22 protein-coding genes and 2 pseudogenes are annotated in these 23,023 nt (G+C 64.5%); 11 read left to right on the forward strand and 13 right to left on the reverse strand.

What is annotated here, in order from left to right:
* Positions 1–6: 6 nt before the first annotated feature.
* Both FBR05_04450 and FBR05_04455 read right to left on the reverse strand, forming a co-directional pair.
* The gene (locus FBR05_04450; protein ID MDL1871436.1) at positions 7–1,386 is read right to left on the reverse strand and encodes a hypothetical protein; all 1,380 of its coding nucleotides are present in this window, start codon (positions 1,384–1,386) and stop codon (positions 7–9) included.
* The gene (locus tag FBR05_04455; protein MDL1871437.1) at positions 1,106–3,346 is read right to left on the reverse strand and encodes a DUF11 domain-containing protein; all 2,241 of its coding nucleotides are present in this window, start codon (positions 3,344–3,346) and stop codon (positions 1,106–1,108) included. The genes FBR05_04450 and FBR05_04455 overlap by 281 nt, the downstream gene beginning before the upstream one ends.
* Before the next feature lie 228 nt (positions 3,347–3,574).
* Here FBR05_04455 and FBR05_04460 point away from each other — a divergent pair, with 228 nt between their 5' ends.
* Positions 3,575–4,060, forward strand: coding sequence for a flavin reductase family protein (locus FBR05_04460; protein ID MDL1871438.1), 486 nt, complete (start codon positions 3,575–3,577; stop codon positions 4,058–4,060).
* A gap of 12 nt (positions 4,061–4,072) precedes the next feature.
* Here FBR05_04460 and FBR05_04465 read toward each other — a convergent pair whose 3' ends face one another.
* Positions 4,073–4,312, reverse strand: coding sequence for a hypothetical protein (locus tag FBR05_04465; protein MDL1871439.1), 240 nt, complete (start codon positions 4,310–4,312; stop codon positions 4,073–4,075).
* Between the two features lie 119 nt (positions 4,313–4,431).
* Complete coding sequence (gene mutY, locus FBR05_04470; GenBank protein ID MDL1871440.1) at positions 4,432–5,595, reverse strand: A/G-specific adenine glycosylase; 1,164 nt, start codon at positions 5,593–5,595, stop codon at positions 4,432–4,434.
* Between mutY and FBR05_04475 the strand changes: the two genes are divergently transcribed.
* Positions 5,560–6,273, forward strand: coding sequence for an amidotransferase (locus tag FBR05_04475; protein MDL1871441.1), 714 nt, complete (start codon positions 5,560–5,562; stop codon positions 6,271–6,273). The genes mutY and FBR05_04475 overlap by 36 nt on opposite strands.
* A gap of 138 nt (positions 6,274–6,411) precedes the next feature.
* On the opposite strand, the pseudogene FBR05_04480 reads toward FBR05_04475, so the two are convergent.
* Positions 6,412–6,488, reverse strand: a pseudogene (locus tag FBR05_04480) (polymer-forming cytoskeletal protein).
* On the opposite strand from FBR05_04480, the gene FBR05_04485 reads away from it, so the two are divergent.
* Entirely contained in the window at positions 6,485–7,570 is a 1,086-nt protein-coding gene (locus tag FBR05_04485) for a PQQ-dependent sugar dehydrogenase (GenBank protein MDL1871442.1), read from the forward strand. The pseudogene FBR05_04480 and the gene FBR05_04485 sit on opposite strands and share 4 nt — an antisense overlap.
* Before the next feature lie 136 nt (positions 7,571–7,706).
* Here FBR05_04485 and FBR05_04490 read toward each other — a convergent pair whose 3' ends face one another.
* Positions 7,707–8,681 carry a slipin family protein gene (locus FBR05_04490; protein MDL1871443.1) on the reverse strand — a complete coding sequence of 325 codons (975 nt, stop codon included), beginning with the start codon at positions 8,679–8,681 and terminating at the stop codon, positions 7,707–7,709.
* 65 nt (positions 8,682–8,746) lie between these two features.
* On the opposite strand from FBR05_04490, the gene FBR05_04495 reads away from it, so the two are divergent.
* Entirely contained in the window at positions 8,747–9,391 is a 645-nt protein-coding gene (locus FBR05_04495; GenBank protein MDL1871444.1) for a hypothetical protein, read from the forward strand.
* On the opposite strand, the gene FBR05_04500 is transcribed toward FBR05_04495, so the two are convergent.
* The 3 genes from FBR05_04500 to FBR05_04510 form a co-directional block, all read right to left on the reverse strand.
* Positions 9,366–12,506: an efflux RND transporter permease subunit gene (locus tag FBR05_04500; GenBank protein MDL1871445.1), complete on the reverse strand. Its 3,141-nt coding sequence runs from the start codon at positions 12,504–12,506 to the stop codon at positions 9,366–9,368. The genes FBR05_04495 and FBR05_04500 overlap by 26 nt on opposite strands.
* 12 nt (positions 12,507–12,518) lie before the next feature.
* A complete protein-coding gene (locus FBR05_04505; protein ID MDL1871446.1) occupies positions 12,519–13,784 on the reverse strand; it encodes a hypothetical protein in 1,266 nt (421 codons plus the stop codon).
* 65 nt (positions 13,785–13,849) lie between these two features.
* Positions 13,850–14,128 carry a hypothetical protein gene (locus FBR05_04510; GenBank protein MDL1871447.1) on the reverse strand — a complete coding sequence of 93 codons (279 nt, stop codon included), beginning with the start codon at positions 14,126–14,128 and terminating at the stop codon, positions 13,850–13,852.
* Positions 14,129–14,424: 296 nt separating this feature from the next.
* Here FBR05_04510 and FBR05_04515 point away from each other — a divergent pair.
* From FBR05_04515 to FBR05_04540, 6 genes and pseudogenes are all read left to right on the forward strand, one after another.
* A pseudogene (locus tag FBR05_04515) lies at positions 14,425–14,559 on the forward strand (DUF305 domain-containing protein).
* Between the two features lie 160 nt (positions 14,560–14,719).
* On the forward strand, positions 14,720–15,715 hold the full coding sequence (locus FBR05_04520) for a transporter (protein ID MDL1871448.1): 996 nt from the start codon (positions 14,720–14,722) through the stop codon (positions 15,713–15,715).
* A 39-nt stretch (positions 15,716–15,754) separates the two neighbouring features.
* Positions 15,755–16,564, forward strand: coding sequence for a hypothetical protein (locus FBR05_04525; GenBank protein MDL1871449.1), 810 nt, complete (start codon positions 15,755–15,757; stop codon positions 16,562–16,564).
* A gap of 131 nt (positions 16,565–16,695) precedes the next feature.
* The gene (locus tag FBR05_04530; protein ID MDL1871450.1) at positions 16,696–16,896 is read left to right on the forward strand and encodes a type II toxin-antitoxin system VapB family antitoxin; all 201 of its coding nucleotides are present in this window, start codon (positions 16,696–16,698) and stop codon (positions 16,894–16,896) included.
* Positions 16,893–17,303 (forward strand): PIN domain nuclease, encoded by a 411-nt coding sequence (locus tag FBR05_04535; protein MDL1871451.1) that lies wholly within the window; start codon positions 16,893–16,895, stop codon positions 17,301–17,303. Before FBR05_04530 ends, FBR05_04535 begins: the two co-directional genes overlap by 4 nt.
* 63 nt (positions 17,304–17,366) lie before the next feature.
* Positions 17,367–17,609 (forward strand): galactosyldiacylglycerol synthase, encoded by a 243-nt coding sequence (locus tag FBR05_04540; protein MDL1871452.1) that lies wholly within the window; start codon positions 17,367–17,369, stop codon positions 17,607–17,609.
* A 10-nt stretch (positions 17,610–17,619) separates the two neighbouring features.
* On the opposite strand, the gene FBR05_04545 is transcribed toward FBR05_04540, so the two are convergent.
* Genes FBR05_04545 through FBR05_04555 form a run of 3 tightly spaced genes read right to left on the reverse strand, consistent with a single transcriptional unit; the run spans position 17,620 to position 20,065 of the window.
* Positions 17,620–17,958 carry a P-II family nitrogen regulator gene (locus FBR05_04545; GenBank protein MDL1871453.1) on the reverse strand — a complete coding sequence of 113 codons (339 nt, stop codon included), beginning with the start codon at positions 17,956–17,958 and terminating at the stop codon, positions 17,620–17,622.
* A 26-nt stretch (positions 17,959–17,984) separates the two neighbouring features.
* Positions 17,985–19,283 carry a patatin-like phospholipase family protein gene (locus tag FBR05_04550; GenBank protein MDL1871454.1) on the reverse strand — a complete coding sequence of 433 codons (1,299 nt, stop codon included), beginning with the start codon at positions 19,281–19,283 and terminating at the stop codon, positions 17,985–17,987.
* Positions 19,284–19,336: 53 nt separating this feature from the next.
* On the reverse strand, positions 19,337–20,065 hold the full coding sequence (locus tag FBR05_04555; protein ID MDL1871455.1) for an MBL fold metallo-hydrolase: 729 nt from the start codon (positions 20,063–20,065) through the stop codon (positions 19,337–19,339).
* 126 nt (positions 20,066–20,191) lie between these two features.
* Between FBR05_04555 and FBR05_04560 the strand changes: the two genes are divergently transcribed.
* Positions 20,192–22,123 carry a hypothetical protein gene (locus FBR05_04560; GenBank protein MDL1871456.1) on the forward strand — a complete coding sequence of 644 codons (1,932 nt, stop codon included), beginning with the start codon at positions 20,192–20,194 and terminating at the stop codon, positions 22,121–22,123.
* Here FBR05_04560 and FBR05_04565 read toward each other — a convergent pair.
* Entirely contained in the window at positions 22,084–23,022 is a 939-nt protein-coding gene (locus tag FBR05_04565; GenBank protein ID MDL1871457.1) for an RluA family pseudouridine synthase, read from the reverse strand. The genes FBR05_04560 and FBR05_04565 overlap by 40 nt on opposite strands.
* Position 23,023: the final 1 nt, after the last annotated feature.

The following is a 23,023-nucleotide window of genomic DNA, read 5'->3' on the forward strand; positions in this document are numbered from 1 at the left end:
TCGCCCCTACAATTTCTCGAGGAAAACCTTTCCGTGGCCTCCAGCTGCAAAGACCTTTTTGGGGTTCTCCCACGCGCTCAAGGCCACCGTCGCCAGGCCGATCCACCCGCCGTACCTCGGCGATTCCGCCGCCGAAGTCAACATCCCGACCTTTTTATCGCCTTGAAACACTTCTACGGGCAAGGGCCCGGAAAAAGCCTGGTCGAGCCGCACCCGGGTCAGCTTGCGGTTGACGTGGCCGCGGCTCTGCACCCGGGCGGTGGTCTCTTGGCCGAGATAGCAGCCCTTGTTGAAGCTGGTCGCCCGCTCGTCGAGGCCGACCTCGGCGACCAGGTTGTCCTCGCCCATGTCCACGCCCAACCTGGGGAGGCCCAGCTCGAGGCGCCGGAGCTCGAGCGCCTCGGGAGCGGCCTCGTCCAACTCGTCCGCCGCGCGCCAGGCGGAGATCTGCTCGCGCAGCATCGAGGCCGTCGCGGCGGGGGCCAGGAGGTCCCAGCGCTCCGGATCGTCGACGTGGGGAAAAAGCAAGACCTCGGCCTCGCCCCAGCGGGCGCGCGCGACGGTCCGGGCCTCGGGCGCGAGCGTCAGCCCGCAGCGGGACTCCAACAAGGCCCTGGTCTTGGGTCCCGCCAGGGCGAAATGGGCGAACTCCCCATCGATCCGCTTCAGGGTCGCGTTGGCGAACATCAAGTAGGTGGCCAAATGGGCCTCGGTCTTTGCGCCGTAACCCCGTGGGAAGAGCAGGAGGATCCGCTCGGGCAGGTTGAGCGCTCGGACCGTGCTGACCAGTTTTCCTTTTTGGGTGAGAAAGGCGGCGGCGGTCGTGCGGTCGACCGCCAAATTCTTGATGTCCTGGGTGACGTAGGCATTGAGGAAATTTTTGCGGTCGGCGCCGCTCAGCTCGTAGAGCTCTTCCTGGTTTTCTTCCCAGGCGAGGGTCCGCGCCGTCGGCGAGGCCTCGATGGGGATCCTGGTTTCGGCGCTTGGCATCGCGACACCTATATAATGATCCCTGGGGCCGGTCAATCCGCGGACTGCAAGGGTGTTGGCGCGAAAAAAAAGGGCGCCTCCGGCGAGGCGCCCTAAGGATTTCCTAGAGGCGGAATTATTCCGCGAATCGGCTCCGGCGCAGCCGCCAGGCTGCGACGAGCAAGGCCGCCGCACCCAAGGCCGTCCAGGCCCCGTATCGCGAGGGCGTCGCGGGGGATACCGCGCAACCGCCTCCGGAGAGATCGGGGTTGGCCGGTCCGACGCTGACGAGCACCGAGGAGGTGTTGTTGGCCGGGTCAGGATCCTGCTCCGAGCCCTGGACCGTGGCGGTGTTCTCGACGTCGCCTTCCTCGTTCGCCGCGACGATGATTTCCACGACGAAGGAATCCCCGGCATCGAGTTCGGCTAAGGTGCAGGTGACGGTGTTGCCGGCGGAGCTGCAGTCCGCCTGATCGGAGCCGACCGAGACCAAAGCGAGTTCCGCCGGGACGGCGTCCGAGACCTCGATGTCGAAGTTTTTGCCGGGGCCGTTGTTGGTGATCGTGAGCGTGTAGGAGAATTCGTCGCCCGTGTCGACTTGGGCGGCGCTGGCCGTCTTGACGATCTCGAGATCCGACGAACCCAGCTCGAAAGCGCCGATGTCGCAGCGCGGGCCGCTGGGACGGATCTGGCCGCGCTGGTCGGTGGTGACCGCGGAGCCGTTGCCGTCGACGCAACCTGCGGGGTCGCCGCCGTCGATCGCCGGGCTGCCGGCGAGCAGGGCGCGAGTTTGGGTGGGTCCGCCGTTGTCGGCTAGCGGGCCGAGCAGGGGATCAACGCCGTAGAGATCGGTCGAGGCCGGGTCGCCCTGCGGGGGCGTAATGGTGCAGTCCGCGTCGGAACCGATGATGTTGTAGCCGTCGGAGGTAATGGGCCCACCGAAGCAATCCGGCCCCATCCCGGCGTTGGCCGTGTTTTGGGCGAGGATGCTGTTGCGGAGGGTGAGGGTGCCCGAATTGAAAAGACCGCCGCCGCTGCCGGATCCGTTGTTGTCGGAGTCGGCCTGGTTGTCGACGATCGTGACATTGCTGAATTGGGCATCGCTCGCGCCGACGTAGACGCCGCCGCCGTCGAAGAGGGCCAAATTTCCGCTCACGGTAATATTGGTGAAATCGACGTTGGTACCGCTCGCGAAAACTCCCGCCTGAACGTCGGCACTGTTCCCGTCGACCACGGAGTTGAGGAGGACGACGTTGCTGGCGGAAAGGTAAAGGCCGCCGCCGGAACCGCCGCCCTGGATGGAGTTTCCGGAGGCGGTGGCGTCATTCACCGTGACGTTGCTGCCGCTGATAAAGGCACCGCCGCCGGAACCACCGCCGGGCATTTGATTTCCGGTGACCGTCAGGCCGGAAACGGTGATGTTGCTGCCGCTGAAAAAAACGCCGCCGCCGGTGCCGCCGTTGTCGACAGTGTTGGTATTGGCGGTCAGGTCGGTGGCGATGAGGGAGCTGGCGCCAAAAAACACCCCGCCGCCGGAGCCGCCGTTGGTGAGGGTGTTGTTGGAGGCCTCCACTTGGCTGAGCGCGATGGGGCTTCCGCCGCTGCAAAAGAGGCCGCCGCCGGAACCGCTGTCCATGGTGTTTCCGTTGAACTGCGACTCGGTCGCCTCCAGCGTTCCCCCCGCGGAGAAAAACAATCCCCCTCCGGTTCCGCTGTTGGTGACGGTGTTGCCGTTCACGGTGCTGTTGCGGATGTTCAGGCCGCCGCCGCTGCTGAAAAAAACGCCGCCGCCCGGACCATTATCCAGGGTGTTGCCGTCGATGTTGGAATTTTCGATCGTGGCGGGAGAAGAGAGGTAGAGGCCGCCCCCGCTGGTTACGGCTTGGTTGCCTGTGATCTCGCAATCGGAGACCGTGACCAGGTATCCGTTGCTGGGCACGTAGATCCCGCCGCCGTCGCCGGCGCTTCCGTTCTGGACGGTCAAGCCGCTGAAGGTGAGGACCCCGCCCGCCCCGCCGGCTTCGAGGATGCGGTCGTTGAGTGCCGGCTGGACCCCGTTAATGATGGTGACCCCGGGGCCTTGGCCTTGAAGGATCACGCCGAAATCCACGTCGAGGTCGCCGCTTTCGGGATTGCCGGCCTCGGGGATGCTTAAGTCGTAGGTGCCGGCATCCAGTTGAATGGTGTCGAGATCGGGCAAGGCGTTGGCGGCCAGCACCGCCTCGCGCAGGGAGCAGGAGCCCCCGGTATTGCAGCCGTTGGGGGCCGGCAGGGGGGCCGGGTCATCGAATCGGTTGACCACGAAGGTCGCGGCCTGGGCCGCGCCGCCGATCATCATAGGCAGTGCCAGTGCCGCTAGGGATAATTTCCACCGCATGAGGAGCCTCCGAAATAAGGTTTTAGGTAGGGATCGGAACGAGCGGATATTAAGACCGGGAAAGACCCGCGGTCAAAGGATTGTTGGAGAATTTTCTGGCCTTTTCAAGGGAGGGGAGAGATCCTTAAAATGGAAGCGATACGGGTTGATAAAGGTTGTAAAATCGTTGCCAGTGCCCGGATAAAATAGAATCACGTCGCTTTTCAAAACCTTGAGAGGAGCGCATTTATGTCGGAACCCACTCCTAAAGACAAAATCGGCCAGGCCCTGGGACGCATCGCCAGCGGGGTCGCCGTCCTCACCACGCAAGACAAGGACATGCCCGGCGCCATGCTGGCCTCGTGGTTCCAGCAGGTGAGCTTCGAGCCTCCGATGGTCTCCTTCGCCGTGAAGCGGGGCCGTCCGGTGGCCGAGATGATCCAGCACTCCAAGAAGCTCGCCCTCAACATCCTGCACACCGGGCAGAAGGACATGCTATCCCATTTCGGCCGCGGCTTCGAGCCGGGCCAGGATCCCTTCTCCGGCATCAAGACCGAGCGGCAATCGCTGGGCGTGCCCATCCTGAAAAACTGCCTCTGCTTCCTGGAATGCGAGCTGCGCCACCAGTACGACGCGGGCGACCACCAGATCTTCGTCGCCGAGGTGGTGAACGCCAGCAACGAGGAAGAGGGGCAGCCGATGGTGCACATCCGCCGCAGCGGTTTCAATTATTAGGCAATGGTTCGGCTAGGATTGCGGCCGAAACAGTTTGGAGAAGGCCGGACGCGGCGTTTCGGCCACCCGGCGCGCGGGGTCTTCGCCGGAAACGTAGCGGGAGCGGCCGTTTTCCGTCGCGGCGGCCTCGCCGGTAGCGGGGCCTGCGGAGTCATTCGAAAAAATCAGCGATTCAAAGGGAAGGCTCTCCGAACCCAGGACGGAACCCGGCCGGATCTCGGGATGGGCGGGATGGGGGACTTTATGGGTCATAGACGACACACCTTTGGAGGCCCTCGATTCGGGGGGAATCCCAGGCCTCTGTACTCATTTTCGGCCCTTTTCCCCACGAGAGTTGCGACCCTGCCACAGCCCCGCCCGGAAAGTCCATCCTAGATTAGCTTTGCCGCCGCCAAGACCTTGCGGTCGAAATTGGGCAGGGCGGCCCCCGCCAGTTCCTTTTTCGTGAAAAATCGCGCCTCCTCGTAGGGACCCGCAGCCTTGAGGCGGCCCCGGGCCTCCCCGCTCCAGGCCCAGGTGGTGATGCGGTGCTGGGTGATCGCGTGGGTGGTGGCGGGCAGGGCTTGGGGCCGGAGGAGGGCCAGGCCCAGGTGGCTTCGCAGGCACTCGCCCAGCGCGGTCTCGGTGGCCGGCGCCTCGGCACAATACTCGTGGGGCAGGCCCCAGAGGCCCTGGAACCAGCGGGCGGCGCGGGGCTTGACCAGCAGGACCGACCCGCCCCGCAGGGCAACGGCCGCCGCGCGTTGCAGCCTCAGCGTCTTTTGCGGCGGGGGACTCTCGGGAAAGGCCTCGGGCTCGCCGTCGCCGCGGGCCGCGCAGAGGCCTTGGACGGGACAGCGCTCGCAGGAGGGCAGGGCGACGCGGCAGAGGGTCGCGCCCAGTTCCATCAGGGCCTGGTTGAAGTCGCCCGGGTGCTCGGGGTCGACCAGGTCGGCGGCGAGGGCCCAAATTTCCTTCTGCAGGCGTGCATCCTTCGCATGGCCCTTCCGCGCGAAGACCCGCGAGAGGACACGGACGACGTTGCCGTCGACCAAGGGGCTGGGCCGCTGGAAGGCGATGGAGGCGATGGCGCCCGCGGTGTAGGGCCCGATGCCGGGGAGTTCCCGCAGGGCCTCGGGGTCGTCGGGGAGCCTCCCGCCGTGGCGCTCGGCCACGGCCCGCGCGCCGCGCTGCAAGAGCTTGGCGCGTCGGTAGTAGCCCAGGCCGGCCCATAGGGCCAAGACATCCTCTTCCTCGGCGCGGGCGAGGGCGGCGATCGTCGGGAACTTTTTCAAGAATCGTTCGTAGTAGGGAATGACGGTGGCGACCTGGGTCTGCTGCAGCATGATCTCGCTCACCCAGATGGCGTAGGGGTCGCGGCTGCGGCGCCAGGGGAGATCGCGCTTGTATTTTTGGTACCAATCGAGGAGTTTTTTGCGGAAGTTTTTTTGAAACGTAGCGTCCATCTCGGGCGACCCCTGTAGGGGCCGTTCGCGAACGGCCCCTACGGACTTGGCTCTATGCCAAAGCTCCTGATCTTTCAACACGTCCCTCATGAAGGCCTCGGCGCCTTCGAGGCGGCCTTCCGCGAGGCGGGCCTCGAGCTGCAAACGATCGAATCCTGGCGCGAGGACCTAAGCCGCCTCCAAATTGCCCCCGGCGCCTACGACGGCGTCGTCGTGATGGGCGGACCGATGAGCGCCAACGACGCGGGACGGCTTCCCTTCATCCGTGAGGAGCTTCGCTTGATCGAGGAGACGCTCCAGGCGGATCTGCCCTTTCTGGGCGTCTGCCTGGGCTCCCAGCTCTTGGCGAAGGCCTTAGGCATGCGGGTCTATCCCGGGGCGCAAAAAGAGATCGGCTGGTATCCCCTCTGGACGCGCCCCGAGGCCCGGGGCGACCCGCTCTTCGGCGATTTTCCGCCGCGCCTTGAGATGTTCCAGTGGCACGGCGAGACCTTCGAGCTGCCCTCGGGCGCCCAGCTCCTGGCCTCCTCCGAGCTCTTCCTCCACCAGGCCTTTCGCTACGGGGACAAGGCCTACGGCCTGCAATTCCACGCCGAGATGACGCCCGCGATGATCGCGGAGTGGCATCGCGAGGGCCGCGCCGAGATCGCCGCCGCGGGCCTGGAGGAGAAGTGGCGCGATATCGAGGCCTTGACGGCGCGGCATATCGGTGTTTTGAATCGCTGCGCCCGACAAACGGCGCGGGGCTTTGCCTCGCTCGTGAAATAGCTTAACCTTTCGCCCGGCGCTCCGCGCGAAACAAATTGAGGTAATTATGCGCAATCGATGGAAATACGTCGCGACCTGTCTTCTGACCGCGGGCTCGCTCGCCCTGGGGGCCTGCGGCTCCGGCGGCACCGCCGACAACGGTGGCGGGGGTGGCGGAGGGGGTGGTGGGGGCGGAGGCGGTGGCGGCGGCGGGGGCGGCACCACGACGCAGGTGGTTTTCACCGAGGTGGGCGTGCCCTTGGCCTTCGATTTGATCGACCTGGAATTCCTGCCGGGGCGGGGCGGCGAGGCGATTATCATCACCTGGGGCAACGACGGCACGGGCACGGTCTACTATCTCCGCTCCGACCTGACGCCGCTCTCGCAGACCGTCTCGATCAGCGTCGGGACGGGCAACGAACAGGGCCTACTCAACGTGGCGGCGGATCCGGACTACGCGCAAAACGGCTATGTCTATTTTTACTACACCCTCCCCGATGGCAGCGGAAACCGCGTCGTCCGCCGGCAGGTGAACGTCAATGTCGCCGGCGATACTTTTTCCCTGGGCGCTGAGGATGTTCTCGCTACCTTCCTGAAGAGTGAGGTCAGCAATCCCGGAGAAAACCATAACGGCGGCAGCATGGTCTTCGGCGAATCCAAAAACCTCTTCGTCGGGGTTGGAGATGGGGCCGGCGATCTTAACGAGGCCGTTAGTCAGGATCCCGGCAATCCCCTCGGCAAGATCCACAGGATTCGCTTCGACCGCAGCAACCCGTCGGCGCCGACTCCGATCGCCGAAGACACGGTCTACGCCCTGGGACTCCGCAATCCCTTTACCTTGGTGGTGGATGACGAAGGCGACTTGTTCATGGGGGACGTCGGGGCCGGAGGTTTCGAGGAGATCAACTGCCTCTACTTCGCCGGCGAAAACTACGGCTGGCCGAACTGTGAGGGTCCCTGCGTGCCCAATAACCCGAGCTTCGTCAACCCCATCCACGGCTATCGCCACGGCGACAACACCTTCAACGACCAAGATCCCGAAGACAACAGCTCGGGCGGCGAGTCCATCATGGTCGCGGCCTACTACACCGGGGATCAGTACGGCGGGGTTTTTACCAACAAGCTGATCTACAACGAATTCTTCAAGGGCTGGGTTCGCCTGCTGACCCTGAACATCTTCGACCAGGTCACGGCGGACGAGCACATCGGCCACATCGAGGGCCTGACCGGGTTGCAGGAGAATCCCGCGGACGGCCTGCTCTACGGCGTCACGCTGTTCGGCGGCAACCGGATCGTGCGCATGGATTTGGCGCAGTAATCCCTCGACCAGACCGTGATTAAAAAGGCCGCTGCCATCAAGGGCAGCGGCCTTTTTCTTGACGTCGCAGTAGCGGAAAATAATAAGGGCCGCCCCCTTCCACGCGGGAGCGGCCCGAGATGACTTGCTTTTCGAATTATCCGGCCTGCTTCTTGAAAGCCTGCCCGGCGAACTTGGCCAGCTCCATGAGCTCGATGGGCACCGCCAAGACCACCGTGTTGGACGCGGTCGGCCCCAGGCCATCGATGGTCTGAAGGGTGCGCAGCTGCATGGCGCCGGGGCTGGTGGCCATCGTCGTGGCGGCGGCGGCCAGGTTGAGCGCAGCCTCCTTGTCGCCTTCGGCCTTGGTGATCGTCGCGCGCTTCTCGCGCTCGGCGCTGGCCTGACGGCTCATCATCTTCTTCAATTCTTCCGGCATGTCGATGTCCTGCAGCTTGATCGTGTCGACGTCCAGGCCCCAGGCCGCGGCCTGGGACTCGACCGCCTTGCCGATCTGGTCGCTGATTCGCTGGCGCTCGGAGAGCAGCTCGTCCAGGGTCATCTCGCCGATGATGTCGCGGAGCACGGTGAGGGCGTACTGCATCATGGCGACGCGGTAGTTCTGTACCTTGATGATGGCGTCCTCGACCTTGCTGACCTTGAAGTAGACGACGCCGTTGATCGAGACCGGCACGTTGTCGCGGGTGATGACCTGTTGCGCCGGGATGTCCATGGTCAGGATGCGGGTGTCGACGAAGATGGCGGTGTCGAGGATGGGCACGATGAAGAAAAGGCCGGGCCCCTTGGTGCTGGAGTATTTGCCCAGGCGCAGGATGACGGCCCGCTCCCACTGGTAGGCGATCTTGATGGCGATGGCCAGGAAGAGGGCGATGAAGAAGGCCCCGACGCCCAGTAGGCCGCCCAGGGCGGGATGCACCGCGGCGCCCACCGCCACGGCGATCAGTTCGCCGATGACCAAAAAGATGATGAAAAATAGGAAATTGACGGCCTTCATGAGGACCTCCGCCTGAATTGAATGTGAAGAGCCCGGATCGGCGCGAAAAATATCAGCAGGCGGCGTCGAGACCAAGGGAAATCTGCGAACCTGGTGTTCGCCCCTACAGCCTAACATTTCAGGTTTTTCCCAAGTCCCAAGGCGTAGTAAGATAAGCCCCAACCTAAGACAGGGAGCCCCCCATGAAGACCTCTTGCCTCCGATTTCTCTCGTTTTTTTCGATCCTGCTCGCCGCTTCAGCGCTTCACGCCGAGACTCTGCGCGGGATCGTCCGCAACGTCAATTACGGCAGCCACAGCTTCGGGCTGGACGTCCCGCCCGTCACCCGGGTCTACGTCACCGGAGGCACCCGCTTCAGCACCCTGCAGGGGAAGGCGACCTTCCAGGACATCAAGGAGGGCGACAGCGTGGAGGTCGAAGGACGCTCGGGAGGCCCCGGCGTCTTCACCGCCACCAGCGTCAAGGCGACCGGCAACCTGGCGCCGGTCAAGGACCTCGCCAGCAACGAAATCAATATCGAGCTCAACCAAAGCTTCTTGATCGGAGTGAACCAGACTGCCGTGGTGAGAGACACCTCGAAGCCCCTCAAGCTCCAGACCACCGAGTTCATCAACACGCTGTGCAAGGGCGGCTACGACTGCGGCGGCGAAGGCGAGGTCGGCATGCGCATCAAGGTCAGTCAGGCGGGCGAGGAGAACGAGATCATCCTCACCAGCAAAAACCACCGCAAGCCGACCAGCCCGGTCAAAGTCCAGCTCTTCGGCTACGAGATCCAGCTGATCGAGGCGGGCGAAGACGTGGTCATGTTGGTCGTGCGGCGCGGTTGAGCTTGCCGCGATCCAACAACGAGTAGGCCGCCGGCAGGAGCAGCAGGGTGAGCAGCGTCGACGAGATCACCCCGCCGATCACCACCGTCGCCAAGGGTCTTTGCACCTCCGCCCCGATGCCCCGCGAGAGCATCATCGGCAAAAACCCGAAGACATCCACGAGGGCCGTCATCAAGACCGGCCGCAGTCGCAGCAGGGCCCCCTGCCGCGCCAACTCCTTTCCGCCGAGACCTCCGCCGCCCAGCTGATGGTAGGTGCTGATCAGCACCACTCCGTTCAGGATCGCGATGCCGGAGAGGGCGATGAAGCCGACCCCCGCCGAGATGCTGAAGGGCATGTCGCGCAGGTAAAGCGCCAAGACGCCGCCGACCAAGGCGAAGGGCACTCCGGTGAAGATGAGGAGGGTCTGCGTCGCGCTGCGAAACACCACGTAGATCATGACGAAGATGAGGGCCAGGACGATGGGGCTCAAGACCATGAGGCGGTTGCGGGCCTGCTGCAGGTTTTTGAAATTTCCGCCCCACTCGAAATACATCCCCTCCGGCAAGGGGAGCCGCTCGCGCAGGACCCGCTGGGCCTCCAGGACGAAGCCCTCCGTGTCCCGGTCGCGGGGGTTGACCAGGATGGCGGTGCGCCGCCGACCGTTTTCGCGAAAGATGGTAGCGAAGCCCTCCACTTCGGCGACTTCGGCCAGCTCGTCCAGGCGAAGCGTGAGGTTGGGGCCCACCTCGACGGGGATGCGCTTCAAGGTCGCGACGTCGGAGCGGCTCGCCTCATCCAGGCGCAGGACGATCGGGAAGCGCCGCACCCCCTCGAAGAAATATCCCAGCTCCTTGCCGCCCAAGGCCGTCTCCACCGCCTCCAGGACCACGCCGGTGGAAAGCCCCATCGCCTCGAGCGTCGCGCGCCGCGGTCGGATCTGCAGGACCGGCGAGGTGTCGGACATCTCCGCCTCGACGTCGCCGGCGCCCGGGATCTCCTTGAGCAGTTCCTCCGCCTTCGCGGAGAGCTCCAGGAGCTGATTTAAGTCGTCACCGAAGAGCTTCACCGCCACGTCGGAGCGGGTCCCTTCGAGCAGCTCGTTGAAGCGCATCTGGATGGGTTGGGTGAGGATCGCGTCCTGCCCGGGGATCTCCGTCTGGAGCTTGGCGACGACGGCCTCGGCCAGCTCGTCCTTGGTCCGGCGCCTGCCGTCGACTTTGGGCCATTCCTTCGACTCCTTCAGCATGAGGAAGGTGTCGGCCAGGTAGATCCCCATCGGGTCGGTGGCCGCCTCGGCGGTGCCGATCCGCGAGAAGACGCGTTTCACCTCCGGAAATTCGCGGATGATCTTTTCGGAACGAGCCTGCATTTCCACCGCGGCGTCCACGCCGATGTTGGCGTCGCGGTGGAGCATGATCACGATCGAGCCCTCGTTGAGCTGCGGGACGAATTCGGAGCCCATCCGCAGGAAGAGCCACAGGGCCAGTCCGACCAGGATCGCGCCGAACGCCAGGACGGGGCCGCGAAAGCGCAGCGAGAAGTCCAGCAGCGGACGGTACAGCGCCTGGAAGCCGCGCATCAGCCAAGGTTGGCGCTCGTGGGGCGAGCCCTTCAGCAGGAGGCTCGCCAGGGCGGGGGCGGTGGTGAAGGAGAAGATCAGGGCCCCCAGGATGGCGAAGGCGAAGGCGGCGGCCATCGGTTGGAACATCTTCCCCTCGATCCCGCCCAGGGCGAAGATCGGGATGAAGACGACCAGGATGACCAGCTCGCCGAAGCCGGCGGAGCGGCGCGTCTCGACGGTGGCGGTAAGCACGGTGTCGCGGACCTCGGCCCGGGTCAGCGCCGCGCCTTTCTCGAGGGCGCGCGCGTGGGTGCGGCGCACGCAGTTCTCCAGCACGATCACCGCGCCGTCGACGATGATGCCGAAGTCGAGGGCCCCGAGGCTCATGAGGTTTCCGGAGATCCCGAAGTAGTTCATCAGGATGAAGGTGAATAACAACGACAACGGGATCATGGCGGCGGTGATGAGGGCCGCGCGCAGGTTGCCGACCATCAGCAAGAGCACGGCGACTACCAAGAGCGCCCCGGAACCGAGATTTTTCAGGACGGTCCTAAGCGTGGCGTCGACCAGCTCGGAGCGGTCGTACAGCGTTTCGATCCGGATGCCGGGAGGGAGGACCTTGCGGATTTCCTCGACCTGTGCGTCGACCGCGCGGGCCACCTTGCGGCTGTTGTCCCCCGCCATCAAATAGACCATTCCCAGGATCGCCTCGCGGCCGTCCACCAGGGCCGCCCCGACCCGCAGCGGGTAGCCCAGCTCGACCTTGGCGATGTCGCCTAGCTTCACGGTTTTGAGATTGCTCAGCGTGAGGACCGGCACCTGCGCGATGTCCTCGGGGCTCTGGAAGAGGCCCAGGGCTTGAATGATCAGCTGCCGCCCGTCTTGCTGGATGTAGCCGCCGCCGGCGTTGCGGTTGGCGGCGGCGAGGGCCTTTTCGATCTCGTCGAAACCGATACCCAGCTCGGACATCCTCTGGATGTCGGGTTGGACGTGGAATTGCTTTTCGTAGCCGCCCGTCGTGTCGACGCCGGCCACTCCCTTGACCGTCAGCAGCCGCGGTCGGATCAGCCATTCCTGCAGGGCGCGCAGCTCCATCAGCTGGCGGCGCCGGGCTTCGCCGGTTTCGACTTTTTCGGCCTCCACCGTGTAGAAGTAGATCTCGCCCAGTCCCGTCGTGATCGGGCCCAGGCGGGGCTGGAGTCCGGGAGGCAGGCCGGGCAGGACCGTTTGCAGGCGTTCGGCCACCTGCTGCCGCGCCTGGTAGATGTCGGTGCCGTCTTCAAAATTCACGGTCACCTGGGAGAGGCCGAATTTGGTGAGCGAGCGGAGGTGCGTCACGCTGGAGATGCCGTTCATCGCCGCCTCGATCGGCGCGGTGACGTAGCGCTCGCTCTCCTCGGGCGCGAGGCCTTCCACCATGGTGTTGACCGTGACCTGGACGTTTGTGATGTCCGGCAGGGCGTCCACCGAGAGGCGTGTGTAAGCCAGACCGCCGGCGGCGAGGAAGATCGCGGTCAGTACCAGGACGACGACCTGGTTTTTGACGGAAAATTTGACGATGCCTTCGATCATGTTTCGCTCCGTTCAGATTTTTTCCGCGAAGGCGCGGCCTTCGAGGATGTAGAGCCGCCACAGCGCCTCGAGGGCGGCAAGCTCCTGCTCGTGATAGGTTTGGGCGACGTCGTTGATCTGGCGGTGGATCTCGATCACCAGCGTGCTCGGCACCAGGCCCTTTTCGAAAAAGGCCTCGACCTGGGCGTGCCGCGGGCCCAGCGCCGCGGGCGAGGGCGTCTGCGCGAGGGCCTTGCGGGCCGCGCGGTAGCGCGAGAGCCAGCTTTCGCGGTCGACGGCCTGCCTGCCGCGCTCCGCGGCCAAGGCGCTTTCGGCGCGGATTTTTTCGGCCTGAGCGTAGGCTTGGCCCCCGGCGTTGCGGTTGAGGACGGGGAGGGGTAGGGCGAAATGCAGGCCGCCCGTGGTCTTGGTCGCGTGGGAGAGGGATTCGGTCTCGAGGGTGGGGCCGAGGCGCAGGTCCGGCCAGGCCTCGGATCGGGCGAGGCGGGCCTTCGCCTCCGCTTCCTCCCGCGCGGCCTCGGCCTTCTCCAGCGCCGCGTTGCTCGGCGGCCCGCCGGCCGCGGGTCCGTCGAAGGCGGTCCAGCGCCGCGGAGCGGGCGGCAAGAACCTTTCGACATCTTCCAAGGGATGCCTCGTGGCGATCCGAAGGGCGCCCAGCAGGTTGAATTTATCTTGAGTCAGCCGGCTTCTCCTCAGCTTGTAGTCTTCGCCGGCCAGTTCGAAGGAGGCCAGCGAGACCTCTTGCTCCGGCGTGAGGAAGGGCCGCCCCCGATAGAGCCGGAGGATCTTGCCGAAGACGGCGAGGGTTTCCTCGATGTGGGCGAGCTCGGAGCGAATCTGCCGCAGCCGATGCAGCGCCAATACCGTCTCGAGCAGGACGCGCTCGCGCACGGCCAAGGTCTCGGCCCGGGCGGCGCGGCCCTGCGCCTGGGCGGCGGCGACGCGGGAGCGGCGCTTCCCGCCCAGCTCCCAAACGGTGAAGAGGGTGGTCTCGGTGGTGACGAGCGAATCGTCGGCGCTCTTGCCGCCCAGGATCCGGCTGTCGAGCTCGGGGTTGGGTCGCTGCCGCGCGATGTCCGGCAAAGTCCGGTCGCGCGCCTCGGCCTGGGCCGCGACGGCGAGGTCGGGGTGTCGTTCCAGGGCGCAAGCGACCAGCTCTTGGGCGCTGTGAATCGCGCAGGCGGTTTCACTCGCGGCGCGTTGGGGTAGGGCGGCGAGGGCGACGGCCAGGACAAGGGCCCAGGCCCCTGCCGAGCGTCGCCATGTGCGGGCAAACATAAGCGTACCTCCGCGGGAATTCCGCGATCGTTTTGTTTAAGGCTAAATGAAGAGGCGAAGCGGGGTCAGGCGATCGGAGGCCGGTCGACGCGCCGAGGATGGGTCTCGAGGTGCGGCAAGGGAGGATCGGGCGCCCGCCGATCCACCGGATCGGGATGGCTCAGGAGCAAGCGAGATGCCGCGACGGGCGCCAGGTGGTGCGAGGGGCAGCATTGCACGCAGCACTCCTGGCAAGGGCCTTGGGCGGAGATTTCGTGGTCGCGGTGCCACTCGACGGAGGCGAGACAGAAGGCCGCAAGGAGGGCCAGCAGGCAGAGCTTGAATGGAAGGCTAAAGCGCCGCACGGTCGCAGCCTGAGCAATTTCGAAATTTTCTGCAAGCCCTTTCTGGGCGATTTTCCGAATGGCTTGACAGCCCTTCCTTCGGTCGCGTAAGGCCCGGATCGATGGGTCTTTTGCGTCACAAGTGGTTTGTCGTCCTCTTTTTCTTCCTGATCAGCTTCGGGCAGGCCTATCCCTATTCCTACGCCTTGGCCCTAGGACAACATGAAGCCTGCGGCTGCAACCTCTCGGGGCGCCGGTGCATCCACGGCTGCGACTTGAAGAAGCGACCCAGAGGACCAAGTTTTAAGGCCGAGGCCATGGATCACCGCCAACATGCTGGCCACGCGGGACACGAAGTTTCTCATGCGCAGCCGGGCGCGGGACATGAGGCCCACGGCGCGACGGCCGAGGCGGGTCCTGCGCACCATGAGGGTCCGGCCCACAACCACGCCCTCGAGGCTCGCGTTGCCGACGAGGAAGTCCCCGTCTGGGTGAATCCCGACTGCTCGCGCCAGCAGCGCCGCGAGGTCTTGAGCTTTCGCGGCGAGCCCTTCCTTCCTCAGGAGTCCTTGGTTGTATTCCAGCCCCGCTCCCTCTGTTTCGAGCTGGGCGATGTCTTCGCCTTGGTCGGCGTCCCCGCCGGCCTCGATCCGCCCCCCCCCAAGGCTTAATCCCCTCTTTCTAATTTTATTTTCGAACATGATGCATCGCCGAGGCGCGCGCCCATGCGCCCGCGTCCTCGGCCCCAAAGGAATAGTTATGCAACGCCTTGTCGCGCTGCTCTGCGCCGCGCTCGTCGTCACGACGGGACTCGGCCAGGCGGCGGCGCACCACGTGTCCGGCCACGGCGGCGGGGGATCGAATTTCTACAACCCCTTCTCCACGCAATCGCGGCCGCCGCGAACCTTCTTGTCCTTTACCTTCAACGTCGACGCCCTGGACGATGGCTTGGGGGAGGTCCTGCGCTACCAGCTGGCGGGGGAATATGCCGTGCACCGGCGCTTCAGCGTCGGGATGCGGCTGCCCTTCCTCTCGATCCGGGAGAAATTTCTCCCGCGCTCGGACGGGATCGGGGATATCTCCCTGAGCTTTAAGGGCCTGCTGTGGTCGCAACCGAGCTCGCGGATGAACCTCACCCTCGGCGGCGGCTTCTCCTTCCCCACTGGCGACGAGGCCAAGGGGCTGGGCGCCGGCGACGTGCTGGTCTCCCCCTTCCTCAACTACACGGCGGGTTTGGGCCCGGTGGATTTCTACACCACCGTGGGCACGACGCTGGCGGCCGCGGACCAGGTGAGTCCCACGCTCGACTACCAGGTGGGCGCCAACATCCCGGTGATCAAGGGCAAGATCCCCCTGCATCTGTTCGTGGCCTTCCAGGGCTCGACCAGCATTCGCGACGATGTGTTCGCGAGCGGCTCGACCAAGGCCTACGTCACTCCCGGCCTCATCCTCTACCTGCGCGACGACCTGATCACCACCTTCGGTGCCCGGGTCTCCGTGCTGGATACCCTCGAAGTGAAGCCGGGCGTGGCCCTGTCCAAAACCTCGACCTCGCTGCTCAGCGACGTGCTGGCGGGGTTCAACTTCAACGTCGATTACTTCTTTTAACCGAGGGGCGAAATTCGCCCCGTTTGAAACGGAGCCTTTATGAACCTGAAACGGAAAACCTTTACGTTACTTTCCTGCGCCGTGCTTCTCGCGGGCTGCAGCGGCAACAGCCTGATCGACGACGCCAACCCCGGCGCCTCGGCCGAGATCGGCGAGCTGCAATTCTCCGTCGTCCAACACCTGCACGATGGCAGCGAGTTGGCCGCCGACGTGGATGGCAGCAAGAGCTTCGTCAACGACTTGGGTTACACCGTGAAGCTGAAGGAGGCGAAGGTGAACTGGAAGTCTTTCAAGCTGATCTCGGACGGCGAGGACCCCGAGTGCCAACCGGGCCTCGATCAGACCCTTGAGATCAACTCCAGCCAGGACTACCTGGGTGAGGACCTGATCAGTCACCTGCTGGGCGAGCACGAGATCCCGAAGGTCGCCTATTGCGCCTATGAGCTGACCCTGGCCCCCGGCGCGGAGGGCGCGGCGATCAAGAATCACGAGGGCGAGGACCACGGCGGCGGCAGCTCGTCCTTCCCGGAGAGCTTCCACCTGGCCGGCACCTGGACCAAGGACGCGGCGAGCGGCGACTTCCACATCGACACCGTCGAGCCGGTGGTCTTGAGCGGGGCCTTCCATTCGAGGCACGACGGCGAGACGGTCGAGCATCCCCTGCACTTCCACGAGGGTGAGGATTCGAAGCAGGTCCTGATCGGCACGAAGTACGACCTCCTGCTCACGGGCGTGGACTTCCTGGCCCAGAGCGAGGACGCGCAGCGGGCCCAGGTGATCGCCAATTTCCCGAACGCGGTGCATCAGCATCTGGGCGCCACGCACGGCGGCGGCGGAGATTCGCACTGAGTTAGGTCAACACAAGGTCATGATTATCTCCGTGACCACGGGGGCCCCCGAGGCCCCCATTTTTTCACGCCGGGAGCGGACAAATTGACAGGCATACATTTTGGGTATAACAAGCATATCGAGGTGATCCCATGAGAACTTCGATGAACCTGCCCGAAAAACTGCTCAAAGAAGCTGTCCGGTTGAGCGGGGCCCCCACACAGACCCAAGCGGTGGTCATGGGCCTCGAGGCCTTGATCCGAAAAAAACGCGTGGAAGGTCTCCTGAAGTTCAAGGGTTCCAATGCCCTTAAATTGACCCAAAAAGATCTCAAGAAGATGCGCGGTCGATGAGGGTCTTGGTCGATACCTCCGTGTGGATCGAATTTTTCGGCCCTAAAGATTCCGTTTCGCAACGAGCTCTCGAGTTCCTGATTCAAGAGGGATCCGTCGTCACTTGTCTCCCGGTTCGCGCGGAGGTTTTCTCCGGGAAAATCAACCCGAAACTTAGAGACCGCCTTCAAAAGTCTTTTGACGCGATGGACAGGGTCGATCCCGATTGGAACCTAGTCGCTACCTGGGATGTGATCGCAAACTTCGCCGCTCGGGCGAGAAAGTCCGGAATTTCAGTTCCGGGCCTGGTGGACCGCATGATTTTGGCATCGGCCCTTCAAGGCGAGGCCCGCCTGTGGACCTTGGATCTCGGGCTGCAAAGGCTGGCCAAAGTCTTGGGTCTATCCCTCTTTTTTCCTGAAAAGTAAAAATTCCCCCTTCTGTTCCTCCTTGCCGGAAGGTTAGAATCTCCGAAACGAAGGAGGTCTCCCATGGTGAAGCTCTTCGAGAAGGACCGCGAACGATTGGTGGCCGAGATCACCGAGGATCAATTCCGCTTCTTGGCGGATCACCTCGAGGAGGAAGCCGACTCGGACCGGGACTATTACCTCAATATCGATACCTTGGATTACCTGGAAGAGGAGGGCGCCGACCCCGAGTTGATGGGGGCCCTGCGTCGCGCCATGGAAGGCCGGGAGGAGATGGAGATTCGCTGGGTGCCCGCGCCGCAGTGAGCGGCTCGCGTCAAATGGCGTTGCCGCCGGTCTCGCCCGTGCGGATGCGAATGACCTGATCCATCGCCGAGACGAAGATCTTGCCGTCGCCGATCTGGCCGGTCTTGGCGGCCTTCTCGATGGCCTCGATGACCTTGGGCACGTCCGCGTCGTTGACGACGATGTCCAGCTTGATCTTGGGCAGGAAGTCCACCACGTACTCGGCGCCGCGGTAGAGCTCGGTGTGGCCCTTCTGCCGGCCGAAGCCCTTGACCTCGGTCACGGTGAGTCCCATGACGCCGGCGGCCTGCAGGGCCTCTTTGACGGGATCGAGCTTGAAGGGCTTGATGATCGCTTCGATTTTCTTCATGGGGTCCTCCTGACCGCCCTTTTATACTACTCCTCCATGAACTCCTTCAACTGATTATGGTGCCGCTGGGCGTCCTCGTAGCCCAGGTCCAGGAGGTGCTTGAGGTAATCCGGCGTGAAGCTGATGTAGGAGAGAAAATCCACGCCGCTCTCCGGGTCGACGTCGAGGAAGCGGATCAGGAACTTCTCGAAGGTGGAGAGGTGCTTGCGGTCCTTGTGCTTGAAGCAGTAACGAAACAGCTCGCCGATGTCCTGCGAGGGCCGGATGCGCAGGTAGCGGATTTTCTTCAGGCCCCGGTCGGCCACATCGCCCTTGATCTTCTTACGCCCCAGCATCTTGTTCAAGTCCGTCAGGTAATTCTTTCCGTAGAGGTCTTCGGTCCACTCGATGATCTTGTTGATCCGGTCGAGTTGCTCGATGTCGTACTGAATCTTATCGAGAAAGACCGAGTTCATGACGCGCCCCAGGACCTGCCCCAAGGCCGCTTGCCGCCCCAGCTCGCCGGAGAGCGGGATCTTCTCGCCGGGCAGGGCGCGGTGGTTGAGTCCGACCACCAGGATCTTGTCGGCGCCCAAATGGATGGCGGGGGAGAGCGGGGTGTTCAGGCGCAGCCCGCCGTCGGTGTATGGCACGCCGTTGATTAGCACCGTCGGGAAGATCACCGGGATCGCCGCCGAGGCGCGGGCGTGCTCGGGGCGGATCTTGACGTAGTTGACGACGTGCTCGCCGTTGTAGACGCACTCGGAATTCTTTTGCAGGAAGAGCTCCATGCGCCCGGTGAAGACGTTGGTCGCGACGATCGAGAGCGCCTGGATCAGGCCTGACTGGATGTTCTTGGTGATCATCTTCCATGGGAACAGGTTGGCGATGAAGGGCAGGAAGGGCTCGGTGTCGAGGAATCCCGGGAAGTGCGGCGAGCCCGGGCCGCTGCCCCGGATGAATTTCCAAACCACCCCCGCCGAGCTCTTGGTCATGAAGGAGAGCAGGGCCTTGAGATTGGTGCGGTAGATGTTCTCGTCGCGGACGTTCTCCCAGAGGCGCCGCATCTCGCGGGCCTGCATGTCGAGGTCGTGGGTGGTCGCGGCCATGAAACAGGTGTTGATCGCTCCCACGGAGGCGCCGCATTGGATGTCGAAGCGGCGGCCGCGCTGCGCCGTCGGCAGCCGGGTTCGGATGTAATTCAGTACCCCTGCCTCGTAGGCCCCGCGGGCGCCGCCGCCGGAGAGCACCAGGGCGAGCTTGGATCGTTTCGGTTCGGGCATTCTTTGATTATAGCGTGATTTGCGGACCCCGTGGCGAGGAAGATCTTTAACGCGTCGCCCCATGTCGGTTTTTTTCGCGGCCCTTCGATCGCGCGGGAGGGAGCCGGGAATCCTCGCTAATCGCCGGAAAGCCGTCGAGCCAACTCCGTGAGCAGCTTTTCTCCGTCCCCCTTCCAGGCGCTCCCGTGCATGCAGGCCAGCGTCGTGGGCCGGGTCTGGGCCAGCGGGGCCATGAGCTGGGCAACGTTCTTCGCTTGGGAAAAATAGTCCAGCTGCTTGCGGTAGGCCTCGCTGGGTTCCAGGATGTCCGATTCCGTGACCGGGGGATGGTAGGCCCCTCCTTGGGTGAAGAGGTCCCCGCACAGAAGGGTCTTGGTCGCGTCTTCGAACAGATAGCCGCACTCCCAGGCATGGGGAAGATGGGGTGCGTCGAGCCATTGAACCCGATGCTTCCCCAAGGCAAGGGCTTCCCCGTGTCGCAGGGCCTTGGGGGGCCGGTCGAAGAGATCGCCGTTGATCATGGCGTTGATCTCCCCGCAAAGCGGAACGGCATGGGGACAAAGGGCCAGAAACTCGTTGACCGAGCCGCATTCGTCGGATTCGCCATGGGAGAAGGAAAAATAGCGCATGCGCTCCAAGGGCAGGACCTTGGCGACGGCCTCGCGCACCAGGGGGAACATCCGACGGGGACCGGAGTGGAAGAGGAGGGGCTCCTCGTCGACGATGAGGAATTGATTGAAGGAAAATCCCCCGCTTGTGGCGGAAGGGGGCACCGGCGTGTGGATCCGGAAAATACCTTCGGAGATCTCTTCGATATTGGTGCCCGATTCGGAATTGGTGATCATATGGCCTCCTTTCGGAAGAATTTTATGCGATGAGGCTGGAATTTTACAAGGAGGACGAGACCTCGGTCCGCCGGAAATTGGCAACCAATTTCGTTTGTTGCCGAAGAGGCCGGCAGGTGGGCACTCATGGTCTTCTTTCTCCCTGTCATTGTCATTGCGGGCGCGGCCGGTCTCTCCTTGTTGGCCTCGGGGTGCGGCGGGCGCCCCACTCCGCCCCGCGCGCCGGCCAAGGGCGGCGGCGCGCCGCCTCCGCTCCCGCCGGGATTTCCAAAATCGGCCCTGGAGACGACCGGCGCCGACGGCTCCGCCGTCGATGGATACCAGGCCCTGCTGACGGCCCTCGAGCGGAGCGCCTTGGGCAGCCCCAGCCGGCCGCTGTCGCTGGACGCCCTGCTCAAGGGCAAGGACCCCGAGGTGAAGCTCGCCTCGCTGTTTAAGGACTCGCGGCAGGTTCAGAAGGCTGAAGAATTCCTCGAGCACCTGGCGACCCACGACGAGAAGCCGGACGACGTCTCCCTCTACGATATTTATTTCGAGACCAAGCACCTCTACGGCGACGAATGGGGCGAGGATTGGCAGGCCAAGCTGCTCGGCAAGGGATTCCAGGCGCCGCTGCAGCGCCGCGTCCGAGCTTTGGGGGCGCCGCTCCTCGCGCCCTCCAGCCCCGCGACCCTGACCACGCCGGCGCGCGACCTCCTGCAGTCGCTGGCCGATTACGCGAAGCTCGCGCCGCCCTCGCGCCCCGAGGCCGCGCTCGTCGCGGGTTTGGATTTCTACCTGAGCACGCAGGAGCCCAAGGTCTTCACCGATTATCTCAAGGGCTCCTACGCCGATTTCGTCGGCATGGACGGGGCCGCGCAGTCGGAGCTGTTCCGGAAGGCCGTCGACGCGGCTTTCCCCGACTACGACACGGCGGACAAGCTGCTGCGCTACCTGAGCCGGGACGAAGGTCTGCGCTTCATCCGGGAGTGCCTGCGCAAGGACCCGGCGGCGGCTTTGAAGCTCTTCGAGGGCTTGCGCCTCCCGCCCTGGGAGGCCGATCCCGACGCCGTTTCCGGCGAATCCGAATTCTTTCCTAACCTCCCGCAGGACCTCTCGTACGCGAAGCGGCAGAAGAAGATCGACGCCTTCTTGGGCGAGCCGGAATTGACCTTGAAGCGCAAGTACACGGGTGCGGACGGAAAGAAGATCCGCACCACGGTCCAGAAATACCGCTGGGTCGGGGATACCGAGGTTTTTTCCGTGGAATCGGAGAAGCCCGGCCCCACCACCCTCGTCTTCGCCCCGCACTACCACGAGCAGAACCCCCGCAAGGTCTTCCACTGGATGAAGGATCTTCCCCTCAAGAGCGGCCGCGTGATTTTCATCCCCGAGGCCAATCGGGCGATGGGCCGGGCCGACGGCGCGACCGTGCCGATGAACAGCCTCTTCAACAAGGCCTTCACCGACGACCGCGTCGATTACCTCGTGGTGCGGCGGACCGAATACCTGATGGGCCTGGTCGACGGCATGATCGGGCTGCACGACTGGAGCAGGCATCAGCCCTTCTTCATTTCGGACCTGGTCCTCGATGCCGAAGGGAAGAGCGCCGGCCCCGTGGCCTCGCCCTGGCTGCCCAAGAAGGTGACGGAGGTGGCGAAGTTCTCGCACGACGCGGAGCTCGAGTCGGACTCGCGCTCCAAGACCAAGGCCGACGCCTCGCTGCTGGACGAGAAGCCCCAGGCGCAGTGGCAGGTCGCCGAATATGCGGCCACCAAGCTCGCCACTTTGAGCGGCGGCAGCTTCTCCTTCACCTTGACGCCGCTGGATCCCAAGGCGCGGCGGATCGACCAGGCCACCGCCTACATGAATTATTTTTTGAAAAAACCGGCCATGACCTTCGAGGGAACGGCCGAAGAGGAGCAGGGCCAGCTTTTGGCCCGAGCGACCTATGCGATGCTGCTCGGATTCGGCCATTCCATCGACACGAAATTCGAGAAAAATCTGGAAGACCCCGACCCGAAGCGGGAGCCGGAGCTCTACGAGGGCGTGCCGACACGCGGATCGGTGGCGAAATAAGCCCACTCCTTGGGCTGCGGCGCGGCGATGACCGTGGGCGTCCCGGTAAAGGGGTGCGCGAAGCGGATTTCGGCGGCGTGCAGGCAGTGGCGCCCCAACCCCGCGCGCGGGGCGGCCCCGTAGAGGACGTCGCCCACGATGGGATGCCCCAGCGCCGCCAGATGCGCGCGAATCTGGTGGCGGCGTCCCACCCGGATCGCGACGCGCAGCAGCGTTTGGCCTTGGAACTCGGCCAAGGGCTCGAAGACCGTCTCGGCGGGCTGTGCGGGCAGGCCCCGCGCCGGACCTTCCTGCGCCACGACCCGCATTTTTTTGCGGTTTTTCGGGTGATGGGCGATGGGCCGGCGCACGGTCCCGCCCGCGGCTAGGCTTCCTTCCACCAAGGCTAGGTAGATTTTCTCCATGGCCCCCGAGCGGCTGAGCTTGCGAAACGCCGCGAGGGCCTCGGGGTGGCGGGCGAAGAGCAGGACCCCGCTCGTGTCGTTGTCCAGGCGGTAGACCAGCCCAGCCTCCCGCGCCGGCCGCAGGGAGCGCTGCGCCGGGTAGCGCGCCGCCACGGCCTGGGCCAGGGTCCGGGACTCCCCCGGGCGCAGGGGATAGCAAGGGAGCCCCGCCGGCTTGTCGACCGCCAGCAGGTGCGCGTCCTCGTAGAGCAGGGTCAAGGGCAGGTCGGGATCGGTGAGGATTTCGGCGTCGGCGGGCGGCGGCGTCTCGCTCAACTCGAGGGTCTCGCCTCCCGACAGCAAGCGGCCCTTCGCCGCCTTCTTTCCGTCCACGCGGACGGTGCCTTCCAGATATTTGCGCCAATAGCCGCGCCCACTCTCGGGGAATTGCCGAATCAGAAATTTATCGAGACGCTCGGGCGCGGGCAGGGGCGGGACTGTGAGGGTTCGCTTCACG

The organism is Deltaproteobacteria bacterium PRO3 (assembly GCA_030263375.1).
Taxonomy (GTDB): domain Bacteria; phylum UBA10199; class UBA10199; order DSSB01; family DSSB01; genus DSSB01.

Excerpts from the sequence above, each read along its gene's own strand:
- FBR05_04560 (MDL1871456.1), top strand. The coding sequence starts at position 20,192 with ATGGTCTTCTTTCTCCCTGTCATTGTCATTGCGGGCGCGGCCGGTCTC.
- FBR05_04500 (MDL1871445.1), bottom strand. The coding sequence starts at position 12,506 with ATGATCGAAGGCATCGTCAAATTTTCCGTCAAAAACCAGGTCGTCGTC.
- FBR05_04475 (MDL1871441.1), top strand. The coding sequence starts at position 5,560 with ATGCCAAAGCTCCTGATCTTTCAACACGTCCCTCATGAAGGCCTCGGC.
- FBR05_04540 (MDL1871452.1), top strand. The coding sequence starts at position 17,367 with ATGGTGAAGCTCTTCGAGAAGGACCGCGAACGATTGGTGGCCGAGATC.
- FBR05_04505 (MDL1871446.1), bottom strand. The coding sequence starts at position 13,784 with ATGTTTGCCCGCACATGGCGACGCTCGGCAGGGGCCTGGGCCCTTGTC.
- FBR05_04490 (MDL1871443.1), bottom strand. The coding sequence starts at position 8,681 with ATGTTAGGCTGTAGGGGCGAACACCAGGTTCGCAGATTTCCCTTGGTC.
- FBR05_04465 (MDL1871439.1), bottom strand. The coding sequence starts at position 4,312 with ATGACCCATAAAGTCCCCCATCCCGCCCATCCCGAGATCCGGCCGGGT.
- FBR05_04535 (MDL1871451.1), top strand. The coding sequence starts at position 16,893 with ATGAGGGTCTTGGTCGATACCTCCGTGTGGATCGAATTTTTCGGCCCT.
- FBR05_04555 (MDL1871455.1), bottom strand. The coding sequence starts at position 20,065 with ATGATCACCAATTCCGAATCGGGCACCAATATCGAAGAGATCTCCGAA.
- FBR05_04550 (MDL1871454.1), bottom strand. The coding sequence starts at position 19,283 with ATGGGGCGACGCGTTAAAGATCTTCCTCGCCACGGGGTCCGCAAATCA.
- FBR05_04545 (MDL1871453.1), bottom strand. The coding sequence starts at position 17,958 with ATGAAGAAAATCGAAGCGATCATCAAGCCCTTCAAGCTCGATCCCGTC.
- FBR05_04460 (MDL1871438.1), top strand. The coding sequence starts at position 3,575 with ATGTCGGAACCCACTCCTAAAGACAAAATCGGCCAGGCCCTGGGACGC.
- FBR05_04495 (MDL1871444.1), top strand. The coding sequence starts at position 8,747 with ATGAAGACCTCTTGCCTCCGATTTCTCTCGTTTTTTTCGATCCTGCTC.
- mutY (MDL1871440.1), bottom strand. The coding sequence starts at position 5,595 with ATGAGGGACGTGTTGAAAGATCAGGAGCTTTGGCATAGAGCCAAGTCC.
- FBR05_04525 (MDL1871449.1), top strand. The coding sequence starts at position 15,755 with ATGAACCTGAAACGGAAAACCTTTACGTTACTTTCCTGCGCCGTGCTT.
- FBR05_04530 (MDL1871450.1), top strand. The coding sequence starts at position 16,696 with ATGAGAACTTCGATGAACCTGCCCGAAAAACTGCTCAAAGAAGCTGTC.
- FBR05_04455 (MDL1871437.1), bottom strand. The coding sequence starts at position 3,346 with ATGCGGTGGAAATTATCCCTAGCGGCACTGGCACTGCCTATGATGATC.
- FBR05_04450 (MDL1871436.1), bottom strand. The coding sequence starts at position 1,386 with ATGCCGGGGATTCCTTCGTCGTGGAAATCATCGTCGCGGCGAACGAGG.
- FBR05_04520 (MDL1871448.1), top strand. The coding sequence starts at position 14,720 with ATGTCTTCGCCTTGGTCGGCGTCCCCGCCGGCCTCGATCCGCCCCCCC.